General features: G+C 57.7%; 11 protein-coding genes. 4 read left to right on the forward strand and 7 right to left on the reverse strand.

Annotated features, from left to right (window positions below; genetic code table 11):
* The coding region (locus tag HWX91_RS21340) for a hypothetical protein (protein ID WP_176035677.1) at window positions 1-2271 on the forward strand (2271 nt) is incomplete at its 5' end.
* Window positions 2272-2565: 294 nt separating this feature from the next.
* Here HWX91_RS21340 and HWX91_RS21345 read toward each other — a convergent pair.
* From HWX91_RS21345 to HWX91_RS21375, 7 genes are all read right to left on the reverse strand, one after another.
* Window positions 2566-2991: a GtrA family protein gene (locus tag HWX91_RS21345; RefSeq protein ID WP_028199844.1), complete on the reverse strand. Its 426-nt coding sequence runs from the start codon at window positions 2989-2991 to the stop codon at window positions 2566-2568.
* Window positions 2988-4271 (reverse strand): NAD(P)/FAD-dependent oxidoreductase, encoded by a 1284-nt coding sequence (locus HWX91_RS21350; RefSeq protein WP_028199843.1) that lies wholly within the window; start codon window positions 4269-4271, stop codon window positions 2988-2990. The genes HWX91_RS21345 and HWX91_RS21350 overlap by 4 nt, the downstream gene beginning before the upstream one ends.
* A 14-nt stretch (window positions 4272-4285) precedes the next feature.
* Window positions 4286-5224, reverse strand: a complete 939-nt coding sequence (locus tag HWX91_RS21355) for an NAD-dependent epimerase/dehydratase family protein (RefSeq protein ID WP_028199842.1) — start codon at window positions 5222-5224, stop codon at window positions 4286-4288.
* A gap of 123 nt (window positions 5225-5347) precedes the next feature.
* Window positions 5348-7057, reverse strand: coding sequence for a hypothetical protein (locus HWX91_RS21360; protein WP_028199841.1), 1710 nt, complete (start codon window positions 7055-7057; stop codon window positions 5348-5350).
* A gap of 14 nt (window positions 7058-7071) precedes the next feature.
* Window positions 7072-7812: an SDR family oxidoreductase gene (locus tag HWX91_RS21365; protein ID WP_028199840.1), complete on the reverse strand. Its 741-nt coding sequence runs from the start codon at window positions 7810-7812 to the stop codon at window positions 7072-7074.
* Window positions 7809-9125 (reverse strand): FAD-binding oxidoreductase, encoded by a 1317-nt coding sequence (locus HWX91_RS21370; RefSeq protein ID WP_028199839.1) that lies wholly within the window; start codon window positions 9123-9125, stop codon window positions 7809-7811. Before HWX91_RS21370 ends, HWX91_RS21365 begins: the two co-directional genes overlap by 4 nt.
* Window positions 9126-9128: 3 nt before the next feature.
* Window positions 9129-10553 carry a UbiA family prenyltransferase gene (locus HWX91_RS21375; protein ID WP_028199838.1) on the reverse strand — a complete coding sequence of 475 codons (1425 nt, stop codon included), beginning with the start codon at window positions 10551-10553 and terminating at the stop codon, window positions 9129-9131.
* A 337-nt stretch (window positions 10554-10890) separates the two neighbouring features.
* Between HWX91_RS21375 and HWX91_RS21380 the strand changes: the two genes are divergently transcribed.
* The 3 genes from HWX91_RS21380 to HWX91_RS21390 are packed head-to-tail and all read left to right on the forward strand — an operon-like array spanning window position 10891 to window position 13720.
* A complete protein-coding gene (locus HWX91_RS21380) occupies window positions 10891-11736 on the forward strand; it encodes a glycosyltransferase family 2 protein (RefSeq protein WP_028199837.1) in 846 nt (281 codons plus the stop codon).
* On the forward strand, window positions 11733-12689 hold the full coding sequence (locus HWX91_RS21385; RefSeq protein ID WP_028199836.1) for a UDP-glucose 4-epimerase family protein: 957 nt from the start codon (window positions 11733-11735) through the stop codon (window positions 12687-12689). Before HWX91_RS21380 ends, HWX91_RS21385 begins: the two co-directional genes overlap by 4 nt.
* Window positions 12690-12703: 14 nt before the next feature.
* On the forward strand, window positions 12704-13720 hold the full coding sequence (locus tag HWX91_RS21390; RefSeq protein WP_042276885.1) for an MraY family glycosyltransferase: 1017 nt from the start codon (window positions 12704-12706) through the stop codon (window positions 13718-13720).
* Window positions 13721-13722 lie beyond the last annotated feature (2 nt).

Raw genomic sequence — 13722 nt, forward strand, 5'->3', positions numbered from 1 at the left:
CGCGCCCGGAAAACCACGAAAGAAAAGAAGAAGGAAAGCGAAACGACAACAATCCGTCGGGTAACATTCCTTCGTGAGGCAACACGATGGGCATATGCCATGAATGAGGCTGTCGCCCGCGGCATGGTGTTTGGCCGAGACATGATCTTCACGTATGGCCCATACGCATCGTTGTTTACCCGGCTATACCACCCTGGAACCGACAATCTGATGTTGGGCGGTGCCCTTGTTATTGGAGTGGCGTGGATGCTGATGGTTGTCGCGCAACTCCGATATTCGCCGAAATCGTTCATGTGGCTCTGGCCAGCCATGCTGATTGGCTTCGTGCGTGATGCACCGTTCTTCATGTTGCCGATTTTCTATCTGGCTACCGCTGCGCGAGCAGCATTACCGCCCGACCATCCAGACAGGATCGACCACGACGCGTTGACACGAGTGGCTCTGCTGATCGGAGCGGCGGCACTAGGCATCATTCCGCTCGTGAAGGGTACATTCGCAATCTCCGTCGGACCAGCACTGTTTCTCGCGCCGGCGATGCTCTGGAGACGCTGGAGACGGTCGGTCGTCACTCTGCCAGTTTTCTTCTGTTCAATGGCGCTCGCGTGGCAATTTGCCGGGCAACCGATCGAAGCGTTGCCGCTATTTTTTCACGCGCAGTTGCCCATCGTGTCGGGTTATGCAGGAGCTATGAGCCTACCTGCACATGCTTACGAGGTTTGGCTAACGGCCGTGTGCATAAGCGTGCTCCTACTCGCGTCATGGCAATTTTGTGAGCGTGCAGGGTTCGTCACGTGGGCATGGCGAGTTGGATTTGTCTTCGTTTTGTTCCTCAGTGTCAAAGCTGGATTTGTGCGGGCTGACGCGCATGTCATGATGACGATGTCTCTTGTCGTGATGTGTGTAGTCCTGGTTACGGCGCGTCGCCCAGCAGTAGCAGCAGTGGCGCTCGCGGTCACTTGCGGAGGGTATTGGTACATTGACCAATCGTACTGGCAATTCGAGAACGGCTCGTTTTTCCAACGCGTGTCTCGTGAAACATATGCCATTCTGACAAGTCCGACGTGGGTCGGAAGTCGCGGCGAAGCGCTGGAATCTTCATTCAGTGACCATCTCCGTCAAATCAGAGAGAAAAATCCTCTCTTGAGTATTGACGGTACTGCAGACATTTACCCGATCGACATTTCGATATTGCTCGCATATGGGTTGCGGTGGACCCCCCGGCCCGTTACACAGAGCTATTCCGCTTATACGTCATCGCTTGCAAATATCGACGCCCGCCATCTATCAGACGAAAACGCGCCGCAACACCTATTCTTCGGCATCGCCCCAATCGACGGCCGGTTCCCGACGATCGAGGACGGCCCGAGTTGGATCCCTTTGCTGACCCGATACCATCCAAAGAAATTTGTTAACGAATACGCTCTAATGGATCGCACATCGAACGCTCCTCGCGCTGCTGTCGGTTCAACGATGGAACTTCGCCTAAACGAGGCGACAACAATCCCAAAGACCGAAAATCCACTTTTCGTCCGCATCGACATTCAGCCGACCCTGCTCGGTCAGGTGTTGAACGCTCTACTAAAAAATTCCCGCATCGAACTCCAAGTCACGTTGGTAGATGGTCGATCTCTGACGTATTGGATGCCACCGGATATGGCACGCGCGGGCTTTGTTTTATCACCCCTCGTCCAATCGAAGCTTGATCTCGTCGCCCTATATACCGACGAACGGCAAGAGTATTTCCAAAACCTCCGCGTGCAGACGATCAGAGTCCGAGCGTCTGAGTCGCATTGGAGTCAGAAGATCACGACCGTATTTAGCACGATACCCGTGGCGCGAAACAAACTTGCCAACGCGATCATGATGACATCCCAAGTGCCCGGCAATCTTGCTCCAGCGATTGGCGCGGACGCTGAGTGTTCCCCACCCATGATCAACGGTGAATCGCTCCTGTCGATCTCGACGGTGACCGGCAAAACCCTGCGTGTCGATGGATGGGCTGTCTGGTCAAGAAAGAATGGCATTGCTCCGGAGACGGCCGCTGTCACCCTTACCGGGCTAGATAAAAGAACTGTCAGGATGCCTGCGCATCTGCAGTTCAGAAGGGATGTGAATGCCCATTTTGAAAAGCCCGCTATGGGACCTGCCGGCTATATCGCTTGGTTTGATGTCGCCCCTCTTAGAGGTGACTACTTGCTGGACGTTCAGTTGACCAAAGGCGGTCAAACACTTTCCTGCGGCATTCAAAAGCACATCAGGATTGCGGGGTAGAGGACAGGCTAGCCTGCAACAGGCGTAATAGTCATTGCGATTGAATGTTTTTGTGGTGGCGGCTCTTACCGTTACGTTAGTTGGTCGCTTCGGGCGTACGCTCAGCGCTCGCCCGGCAGCCCAGATGATCGCGTAGCCCTGCGCCCAGTTCGTGCTTAATTAGCGTGTTCTTGAAGACAATCGATATGGAGGGAATCGTTCCGGTTCCCTCAAGTACCGGTGGATCAGATTCTTTCGGATCGATGCCAAGGTTGTCTAGGCCTTTACTGCCAGCTTCAACTTGCGCGGCAGACACTAATGCTTAAAACTCCACCGCTTATGCCCCATATAGCTCGTAAAAACCGGCACAGCGACCCCAACCGCATGCGCGACATCCCTAGCGTGCCAGGTCATCCCCATCCTTGGGAACACGTAATACGCCAGCCCCACGCTAACCGCCCACGTCTGCACCACCGCAACCAAATTCACGAGCGTAAAGAAGAACACTGAGCGCCCGGTCGATTGCGTGCTCTTCGTGAACACAAACAGCTTCGCCAACACAAACGCCGTGATCATGCCTGTGATGTACGCAATCACGATGGCCGTCGAATACGGCATCCAGATGTTGTAGACGATCCGGCTGCCCCAGTTGACCGCCGCAGCGAACCCGCCGGTCAACAGAAACAGCAGGAAGCTCTTCGAGATAAACGTACGTTTGGCGACCGTATGAGCGCGCGTCATATCATCTTCGCCATCTTGCGGGACAGTCCGATGCTCTCCGAAATGCCCCGATCTTCAGGGTAGTAGTAGGAGGTGTCCGCCACTAGCAAACCTTTCACAGGCAACTGGATCGGAGGCAGGCGGTCCAGATACCCCGGCTCGCAAATCGGTTGCGCGAACCGATAGCGGCTCGCCCGCACGTCGATGAAATCATCTTGCGTCAGTGCAGGATTGATCTTCATCAGATAACGCTTCACCTTATCGATAAATACCGAATCGGCCTCCTGATACTTAGGATGCTCACCCGGAATATAGAAAGGCACGTAGACGACGTGATGATCGAGCGGCCGCAGGTTCGTATATTCGACGATGCCCGGAATATCCATCTCAGGGTCATTCGTATTCAGCCAGAAGTTTTCGGTGACCGGCTTCTTTAGCTTGGCGATAATACACACCACCGCCACGTTCTTCACGCTGCGAAACGCGTCGAGAATGCTCGCCGGCAGATCGGGCATCACACGCGGCACGTAAGGCAGCGGAATCGTGCTGATGACCTTGTCAAAGGGTAGAAACTCACCGCCTGCTTCGATGCCGGTAACTTTTCCGTTTTCGATGGAGACCTTCTGTGCCGGCGTGCCTAGGCGAAATTCGCCGCCGTTCGCTACGATGTAATCACGCATCCCGTTGAGCAGCGTATCGGACCCGCCTTCGAGGTAGCCGAGCTTCTCGTGAAAGAGGTTGTAGCGCGACCGGCCGATACGGCGGATGCGGCTCCAGATCCAGGCCGCGGAAAGGTTATAGGCGTAGTCGTAAAACTTGTAGTCGAAGAGCCGCCGCCAAAGGACTTCCCACGCCTCTTCACCGATCCACCGGCGGATCCATCCAGTTGCCTCGACATGATCGAGCGGCTTCCAGTTGTTGCGCTTGGTCGACAGAAATGCGTGCAGACCATAGCGGAATTTGGCCTGCAGGCTGAGGCCTTTGAACTTGAGCAATGCCATGGGGTTACCCCACGGTTGCACGCGATTTTGATAGAAGTAGCCCATCTTCGTTTCGCGCCACTGCATTTTCTCTTCGATACCGAGTTCGCGCAGCACCTCAAAAAATGCGTGATCGGAAATCGCGTGAAAGTGGTAATAACGTTCGATCGAAAGGCCGCCGAAGTCGAAACATGCGGCCATCCCGCCCACGCGATCATCGGCTTCGAAAATGACTGGCTTGCGACCGTCCTTGACAAGCTGGTAGGCCGCGCCGAGGCCCATTGGTCCGGCGCCCAGGACTGCAATGCGCTCTGTGCTCATGGTGTTTTTCCTGCTCAGAATTCTAGTGCGATGTGGCTATACGTCGGATCGTTGAAGGTCTCGTCCATCGCCTTCGCGAACGGCGTAGCTCGGATCTTGAAGATGCCTTCCCAGTCAATCACTTCGAATTCGTCCCCGGCAGTCAACGCTTTGAGCTGGTCGGCAGTGAACGGCGGGTTTTTGTCGAAGAGGGCGTAGATCTTCAGCAACACGTAGAAGAGCCCATACGGAATCCGTACGATCGCGCAGCGTGCGCGAGTTGCGCGTTTTATCTGGCGAATGATATCGATGTAGTCGACTTGTTCGAGGCCAGTGATATTGAACGCCTGGCCCTTGATGCGCGACTCGATGCAGCTGATGATCACGTTGCAAAAGTCACCGACGTACAGCGGTTGGCGCATATAGCGGCCGCTGCCCGGGATCGGGAACACCGGCACGCGATGCATGAAGCGTGAGAGCCAGCCCAGATGCTTACGGTCGAACCAGCCGAACATCAGTGTGGGCCGCAGCACAACACATTCGATACCCGAGGCGAGCACGATCTCTTCCTGCTCGCGTTTAGTGTCCGTATAGAAGTCTTCGCCCACCGAGTTCACAACTGAAGAGCTGATGTGCACGGTGTACGGAATCTGATATTGCTTGATCACGTCGAGTACGTTGCGCGTGGCGGTAATGTTGTTGCGAATGAACGGTTCGATGGTCGGTGCGCCGATCTGCGCTTGCAACATGACAACAAGGTCCGCGCCTTTGAAGTGTTGTTCCCAACCGCCCGGCTCGGCAAGGTCGGCATAAATCGCCGTGACGTCCGGATGGACCTCGCGAAGCACTTCGAGGTTGGCTTTGTGCTTGTCGAGTACAACCAAATTGGAATACCCGCGCGCTTTCAGTCGCGCAACAAGATTCTGGCCGACTAGGCCGGCGCCGCCTGGAAGAAGGATGCGGGTCTGATTCATGCGTTCACTCGGTGAATTTAGATGCTGTTTGCAACGTCGTAGGAGCTAGATGATACAAGCAAGCTCAGGGCGATCCGAAAAGCAGCTGGGGCGTTGGTTACGTGATCGATGCAGCACCGCTGGCTATTGATTCGAAGTGCTGGCCGCAGCGGGCATGGTTTTTTCGTCTTGCAGGGCGCAGTACGTATTTGCAGCAATTTGCCCGCTTATCCGTATGCTCCCCGGCGCCGGCGCCTTGAAAAATGCTGTCCAGCCGCTGTATGCCGCACTTCGGCCGAACCTCTTGCGAATGTCGTCTCGGCCGCCGCCTGTAATGCCGGTGCCGAGAGTTGTGCCCGAGGCATCGGTGACGACGACGGCTCGAGCCGTTCGCCGAATCGCCGTGTCGTAGATCCATCCTGTTGCACGATAGATGCCCGGGGTCCTCGTGGTCGATATGTTCTCGATTGCTCCGTCGCATGCGGCCGCGGTGCTGATGCGATCGGCGGGCACGAGAAAATCGGGTTGATCCGGTGCAAAGATTGAAATCTGGGCTACATCGGCTTGCTTGGCGACATTGGTCAGAGCATCGGGGAACGGATAGACCGCCTTGGTGATGTCGGGATCATAGACGTGGGCGCGCAATGCGAGACCTGCAACGAGACGCGAGTAAACCACATCATTATCGGAATGGGTTACGAAGCGCTGGCCCGACGCGACAATCAACGTAGCGATCACCGCCGCGATTATTACACGCTTAAATTGCTTCGCCGTACTGCTGTTGAGCGCCATAAAGATGATCAGCGCGAGCCAGCATGTCAGAGAGGCGGTGGTGTAACGCGAAGCCAACGCAGTTCCGATACCGAACCAGAGCCGCCCGCTTGCAGTCAGTACTGCGTTGCCCGCTACAAATATGGCAAATGCCAACATTGCGATGCCTTGCGGGCGCTTTTCACGGACCCGTGCGGTCTTGACACAACTGGCCACAAGTACCGCCAAAGCCCACATCCCACTGATGTATGCAACTACCTGGCCGAGTCGGGCGTGGAACGCCGGCGCGCCAAGATACAGCAATACATATCTAAGTGCGCCAATTGGATGCTCGCGCAAGCCGGTGGTCAGGTTGCCGCTGCTGGCAGGCTTTGTCCAGTCGATGAAATACGCAAACCATACGGCTACGGTAAGCACAACGAGCACTGCCAGGTCGCGCCGCTTCAGTCGTAGATAGGTTGCCTGAACGACCAGTACCGGCAACACCAGCACACCGCTCGACATCGAATAGGCCGCGATCCATGCGCTTGCCAACGCAGTAGCAAACCATCCGCGAGACTTTGCGCGCTGATCGCGATCCTCCGCTTCAGCCGTGCGTTCAATCGCATGAAAGGCGAAGAGGGCGAAGAGATAAACGGCGAACCACTGGCTCTGAAAGCCCCACGTGAAGTTCTCGTTCTGAATCCACGAAAACGTAAATACCAGAACTCCGCCTGCGAGGCCAAACCGCATCGGGCGCGAAAGCGTGGCGCGGTGATGGAGCGTGACGCGGTAGAAGGTGGCAGCGAGCGCGCCTGCGAGCACCAGATTGGCGATCAGCGAAAGGACATTTCTCCCGCCAAAATATCGCACGTCAGCGAAAAATATCAGGCGTGAAAACGTCAGGCGGTGTTCGTTGTGCTGCTCAAAGAACGACTGCCACGGCGCTTGCATGGCGCGCATGTAAAAGCCGATCGTGCCATCCCATGAATCGCCGAACGGCACCGGGGAAAAGTGCCGCCACACTGCGAATACCGTCGTCGCGAATGTAACGACGCCCAGCGCGAAAAGGGCATAGCTGCCCACGGTCTCTCGGCGATTCATCTGCGTTCCCTGCATTACAGCGATACGCGCTTGAACAGGAAACGGGGCACTGACCGGATGATCATCATGATGATCGCCCAGAACCACCGCGTATAAAGCACGTCTTTACGTTTTTCGACGGCGCGTACGATGTCGCTCGCGACTTGCTCGGGCGTTGCCACGAGCGGTGCCGGCAACGGCAAACCGGCAGTCATCGGGGTGGCGACAAAACCCGGCTTGATCGTCACCACGTGTACACCGGCCTTGAAGAGCCGGGCATTGAGACCTTCGCAGAACGCGGAGAGCGCAGCTTTGGCACTACCGTACAAATAGTTCGAAGGCCGGCCGCGGTCGCCCGCCACCGATGAGATCACGGCCAGCGCGCCACGCTTCTGGACTTCGAGGATGTTGGCGATCGGAGTCAGCAATGCAATTACTGACACGGCGTTTGTATTGAATTCGCGTACAGCCAAAGCTGGATCGGCCTGACAAGCTGCTTGATCCGGCAAGGTGCCGGGCGCTACGAGGACGATATCGAGTGCGCCGAGTTCGCCTGCACAGCGTTCGAGCATGCCGGAATGCTTTTCCACGCTATCAATGTCCAGTTGATAGCAGGCGGCGAGTTGCGCGCCACGCGCAGTCAGATCGTTCGCTACCTGTTCGAGACGCTCGCCGTTGCGGGCGACGAGGAAGAAGCGCGCGCCTTCTTTGGCCCATTGGCGGGCGCAGGCGATTGCGATTGCCGACGTGGCGCCGACGATAAGAATGTTTTTCATGTTCGAGTAGTTCGTTCCCAGAAGCGCGACAGCAGAGCAGGGTCGCGTAGCGCTTCGAGCTGCTGCCATTGAGGGTAGGCGGCGCGAAAGTCGGCGCCCGGCATGTGGGCGTCCTTGGCCGGATAGATGCGGCCGCCCGCTTCGCGCACGATCGCATCGAGTTGGGTAAAGAGCCGCATGTTCAGCGCCTCGCGTTGCGGAAAATCGAGCGCCAGCGATGTGCCTTCCCGTGGAAATGACAGAAGACCCGGCGAGCGCACATCGCCGCAACGCTTGAGCACAGCGAGAAACGAACCGGTGCCGCTTGCGGCAATCGCATCGAGGATCGCGCGCGTTGCGTCGCGCGCTGTGTTCGGCGGTACGACGCACTGGTACTGCTGGAAGCCGGCGCGGCCATAAATCCGATTCCATTCCAGCAGGCTATCCAACGGATAGAAGTAAGTGTCGTAACTGACCTGTGTGCTTACTTCGCCACGTTGCTGCTTCTGATAGTAAAGCTCGTTGAACACGCGCAACGTGGCGCGGTTAAACACGGGGATCGGCAGCGTAAACGGCACCGTCCGCTTCTTGCGCCGCGTGACCTCGAGGGGGCCGTCATTTGCATGGTCGCCGACCATGAAAATGCCGCGACCCAGCGCCGAACCACGACTCTGGCAATCCACCCACGCAACGCTGTATTCGTGCAGCGGGTCGAGTTGCTCCGACAACGAAAAGAATTCGTCGAGATTGGCGAAGCGGATGCTCGTCATGTCGATCATGCTGGAGCGGATCGGCATCAGCTGGATTTCGGCCCAGAGGATTAGCCCAGTCAGGCCGAGTCCGCCGATTGTGGCGGAAAAATATTCAGGTTGTTCGTCTGGCGTGCATTCGAACTGCGTGCCGTCACTACGCGCGAGCGCGAAGCGGCGTACGTGCCGGCCAAAGGTACCGCGTACGTGGTGATTCTTGCCGTGAACATCGTTCGCAATCGCTCCGCCCAAGGTTGCGTACTTGGTGCCGGGGGTCACGGGAAGCATCCAGCCGCGCGGAATCGCGACGTCGAGAATCTGTTCGAGCGTGACACCAGGCTCCGCCCGCAAGACGCCGGTCTGCCAGTCTGCCGTAATGAGTCGGTCGAGCGGTAGCGTCTGCACGACGTGACCCGAGGCGGCGAGGCAACTGTCGCCGTAGCTGCGGCCGTTGCCGAAGGCGAGCGCGGTGCCATGTTCGCGGCTTGCATCCGTCCACGCAGCGCGTACGCCATCGCGCCAGGCGGCAGTGTGTACTTCCTGCGGCAAATGCGGGTAGCGCCCCCATGACAGCACCGTATTCATCGCTTAGGTCGCAGCCCAGAAGACGAGGCCGCAAAGTACGACGACGGCGAGGCTCATGCGATCTCGCGCGGCGAAAACGATTGGATCGTCGTGCATCAGGCCACGGTGGGCAATGATCCAGGTGCGGCTGACCCAGTAGAGTAGCAGCGGGCAGGCGAGCCAGATTACCTGCGGATGGCGATACATGCCTGCGGTCTTCGCGTCCTGAATGTAGAGAGCAAGAACGAGTACAGCCAGGTAGCCGGATGCCGTCCCAAGGGATGAGATAAGCGAAAGATCGCTCGCTACGTAGCCGCGGCCGCGCGTTTTGACGAGCCCGCGCTCCTTCATGGAATGCAGCTCGGCGTACCGTTTGACGAGCGCAAGGCTCAAGAAAATGAACATGGAGAATGCGAGCAGCCAAAACGTCAAAAGGCCGCCGATGGCCGCCGTGCCAGCGATGATACGGATCGTGTAAAGCGTTGCTAGCACAACGACGTCGACCATCACCTGGCGCTTGAGAAACATCGAATACGCAAGGGTCAAGACGTAGTAACCGAGCAGAACCACGCAGAACCGCCAAGGCAGGAACATCCATGCCAAAGCAAATGAGGCTATCAGTAGGACAGGAAAGAGCCCGATGCCCCAAGTAAGTGGCAGTGCGCCGGAGGCAAGCGGGCGTTTGCGTTTGACGGGGTGATGGCGGTCGTCTTCGAGATCGAGGAGATCGTTTAGCAGATAGACGCTCGAAGCGCACAAGCCGAATGTGAAAAATGCCAGCAGGGCTGCAAAGGCTAGATCAGGGGATGATAATTTATGCGCGGCCAGTAATGGCACAAAAATGAGGAGATTCTTTAGCCATTGGTGCAGACGTAACGATTTCGCCCAAGTCCGGACAGAGGGCGGACGCGATTCAATTACACGTTCCACATTGCCGATCTTACGAGCGGCACGTTCCACGCCATTTCCCGGATTGACGACGTACGCGCGATCTGCCGATTGCCAGACTGTCACGTCGTCATGCGAGTTGCCGGCGTAGTCAAAGCCTTTTTCCCCATACTCGGCCACAAGCAAATCGCGCTTGTTATGGGCGGAAAGATTGATGTCGCCGCTGGTGGCAAAAGTCTTGTCGAAGAGGCCGAGGTGAGCTGAGATTGCTTGTGCATAGCGCTCATGGCTCGCTGTGGCCAGCACGAGAGTACGGCCGGCGTCCTGCTCGGCTTTTAGCCATTTCAGCACGACCGGATCATACGGCAACACGGTGACGTCCACGTTCGTCGTGTCAGCGAGGCGTGCTTTCAATCCGGGCTTGCCGTTGCGCGCCAACCATAGCAGAGGCTCATAGAAGCGGTGCGGCGCCGCCTTAAGATAGGCGAAGCCCGACTCGATCAGAACGTCTGAGCGAATTAATGTGCCATCGAGATCGACTACAAGTGGTCTGCTGCGCATTCAATCTGCCCTTTGGGCTGTAGTCATGTTAGTGAACGTCGGATTACCGAGCGGGCGACGCGTCGAAGTCAGGCTTAATCCCGCTGGTTACGGAAGACGCGGAGTTTGGCGGCGATACTTTACTATTCCATGATATTGCGCACAACCTTGCTGGCAAGGTACTTAATTCTGAGGCGGAGCGTTCGAGGTCGGGCAAAATAACGGGGCTCGATGTGGCAAAGTCGAGCCCGTAACAAAAGGAAATGCCGGTTGCCGAAGCCGCGAAATTTGAGCAAACTTCGGGTTTGTTGCGGCCACACAACGAAGTGTCGTCCATAAGGCACGCAGTTTTACACACATGAAAGCCAAAAGCGCGCCGCACTCCGAATCCGTCGGAATGTCCGTATCGGTGGTGGTCTACCGGCCTGATATCGAACAGTTAACTTCCACGCTCGCTAGCCTCGGCGCCGCGTGCGACGCGTTGCATGCGGCGCGGCCAGGCCTGCCGGTCACTCTTTATCTGATCGACAACGGCGGCCTGTCTGACGTTTCCGTAGCGCTGGATAGGCTTCGGGCGCGCGGTGTCCTCTGTTCGATCATTGCTGGCCATGGGAATGTGGGTTACGGCCGTGGCCACAATCTGGCGATCGAGCGCAGCAACAGCCTCTATCACCTCGTGCTGAATCCTGATATTGATCTCGCGCCCGACGCGCTTGAATGCGCTGTCGATTTCTTTGAGCAGCGTCCAGAAGCTGGGCTGATTACGCCTTGGATCGGCGACGAGCGCGGTGAGCAGCAGTTCCTATGCCGACGTTACCCGACGTTGCTTGATCTGTTCGCTCGGGGCTTTTTGCCTGCGCGGCTGCGGCGGTTTTTCACACGCCGCCTTGCTCGCTACGAGATGCGCGACCAGATCAACGCACGCGATATCTTCTGGGATCCGCCAATCGTGAGCGGTTGTTTCATGCTGTTCCGCACCTCTGTGCTGAAACGGTTGGGAGGCTTTGATGCTCGCTATTTCCTTTACTTCGAGGACTATGACTTGAGTCTTCGTGCGCATGAAGTTACCCGGGTTGTCTACACGCCTTCGGTACGCGTACTGCATCACGGCGGTGGCGCAGCGCGCAAAGGCACCGCGCACATTCGCATGTTCATGGCGTCGGCGTACAAATTCTTCAATCGGTTTGGCTGGAAGTGGCTATGAGTCACGTGCTCGTCACAGGCGCTAATGGATTTGTCGGTCATGCGCTTTGTCGCGCATTGCTTGACGCCGGGCATACGGTCACCGGCCTTGTTAGGCGTGCGGGGCAACTTGAAAAAGACGTGAACGAATGGATCGACGTCAGTGCGGATTTCACGGGCGTCGACGCAGCATGGCCCGTTGCGTTGCAAGTCGACTGTGTCGTACATCTCGCGGCGCGAGTTCATGTGATGCGCGAGGAGTCTGCGGATCCGGACGCGGCGTTTCGCGCAACCAACGTGGATGGCGCGCTGCGCGTCGCGCAGGCAGCGCGACGTCATGGCGTAAGCCGCTTCGTCTTCGTCAGCAGCGTTAAGGCGCTGGCCGAAGGCGATCCTGGCCGTCCGCTAAGCGAAGACGACACACCGATGCCGCAGGACGCATATGGTCGCTCGAAGCTTGCGGCTGAGCAGTTGTTGTCTGGTTACGGAACGCAGAGCGGCCTGGATGTCGTGATCGTACGCCCGCCGCTGGTGTACGGTCCACAGGTGCGTGCCAATTTCTTGCGGTTGATGGACGCGATCTGGAAGGGGGTGCCGTTGCCGCTAGCCTCGGTCGACGCACGGCGCAGCCTGATTTACGTCGACAACCTTGCGGACGCTCTGATGCATTGCGCTATAGATCCGCGCGCCGCGGGCCAATGTTTTCACGTTGCAGACTCGGCGTCTCCGACCGTCGCTGAACTGGCCCGCTCGCTCGCCAAGCACCTGCAAAAGACCGCGCGCCTGTTGCCAGTTCCGCCGGCCTTGCTGCGTCTTGCGGGGCGGCTGACGGGCCGTTCGGCGCAGGTGGACCGGCTTATCGGCGCCCTGCAGCTCGACACCGCACGCATACGTACGACCCTCGGCTGGCAGCCGCCGTATTCCACCGACGAGGGACTGGCGGAAACTGCCCGTTGGTATCGATCCACCCATTGAGGGCGCGCATTCTGATGGACCTTTCGACCTTTCCCATGTGGATTACCGTAACCCTGGTTGCGCTGGGCGCGGCGTGCTTATGCGCAGCCATCCTCTGGACATTGCTGCGAACCGGTATGGCCTGGCGCCTTGCCACAGATGTTCCCAACGACCGCTCGTTGCACGTCGTGCCAACGCCACGCGTGGGCGGCTGGGGCATTGTGCCGGTGGCTGTGGTGGGCACGCTGCTGTTTGCACCGAGCCTTTGGTATGCCGCTCTCGGCACCGCCTTTCTGGCGGCGATTTCACAAGTTGACGACCGTCGCGGATTGCCCGCGAGAGTGAGATTTACCGCGCATCTGATCGCAGTGGTCGCGCTGGTAGTGCTTTTCCCCGCTAATGCGCCGTGGTGGGTTTTAGTAATTCTTGCCTTTTTGATGATTTGGCTGGTTAATCTTTACAACTTCATGGATGGCGCCGATGGCCTGGCGGGCGGTATGGCGCTGTTCGGCTTTGCCGGGTATGCGGCTGGGGCAGTGCTAAGCGACCGTCCTTCGCCAGAGCTGGCGTGGTCGGCCACAGCCATCTCCGGCGCCGCGCTCGGCTTCCTCTTGTTCAATTTTCATCCGGCGCGCATTTTTCTCGGCGACGCGGGATCGATTTCACTGGGATTTCTAGCAGGAGCACTTGGTTATTGGGGATGGCGCGGAGGAATCTGGCCCATATGGTTCCCGATGGTAGTGTTTGCGCCTTTCATAGCCGACGCTTCAATTACGCTTGCTCGTAGGCTGTTGCGAGGTGAAAAATTTTGGCAAGCGCACCGCGAGCACTACTATCAACGGATGGTGCGCTCCGGAATTGGGCACGCCAGGACAGCTTTGACGTGGTATCTACTAATGGTAGCTGGCATAATGCTTGCTATTTATGCACTTGGCCGCTCAGTGACGTTCCAGTCGTGGGCGCTGGCCGGTTGGGTCGCCGTCCTCTGTGCAGCAGGCGCTTTTGTCGATTTGCGCTGGCGTCGTTTCCAATCAACACTGTCCGATAACTGAGG

The sequence above is a fragment of the Paraburkholderia fungorum genome, from assembly GCF_902833645.1.
GTDB lineage: Bacteria > Pseudomonadota > Gammaproteobacteria > Burkholderiales > Burkholderiaceae > Paraburkholderia > Paraburkholderia fungorum.

Bases quoted from the DNA above. Each gene is read 5' to 3' on its own strand.
- HWX91_RS21350 (WP_028199843.1), bottom strand. From the start codon at position 4,271: ATGAGCACAGAGCGCATTGCAGTCCTGGGCGCCGGACCAATGGGCCTC.
- HWX91_RS21355 (WP_028199842.1), bottom strand. From the start codon at position 5,224: ATGAATCAGACCCGCATCCTTCTTCCAGGCGGCGCCGGCCTAGTCGGC.
- HWX91_RS21390 (WP_042276885.1), top strand. From the start codon at position 12,704: ATGGACCTTTCGACCTTTCCCATGTGGATTACCGTAACCCTGGTTGCG.
- HWX91_RS21360 (WP_028199841.1), bottom strand. From the start codon at position 7,057: ATGAATCGCCGAGAGACCGTGGGCAGCTATGCCCTTTTCGCGCTGGGC.
- HWX91_RS21385 (WP_028199836.1), top strand. From the start codon at position 11,733: ATGAGTCACGTGCTCGTCACAGGCGCTAATGGATTTGTCGGTCATGCG.
- HWX91_RS21365 (WP_028199840.1), bottom strand. From the start codon at position 7,812: ATGAAAAACATTCTTATCGTCGGCGCCACGTCGGCAATCGCAATCGCC.
- HWX91_RS21375 (WP_028199838.1), bottom strand. From the start codon at position 10,553: ATGCGCAGCAGACCACTTGTAGTCGATCTCGATGGCACATTAATTCGC.
- HWX91_RS21370 (WP_028199839.1), bottom strand. From the start codon at position 9,125: ATGAATACGGTGCTGTCATGGGGGCGCTACCCGCATTTGCCGCAGGAA.
- HWX91_RS21380 (WP_028199837.1), top strand. From the start codon at position 10,891: ATGAAAGCCAAAAGCGCGCCGCACTCCGAATCCGTCGGAATGTCCGTA.
- HWX91_RS21345 (WP_028199844.1), bottom strand. From the start codon at position 2,991: ATGACGCGCGCTCATACGGTCGCCAAACGTACGTTTATCTCGAAGAGC.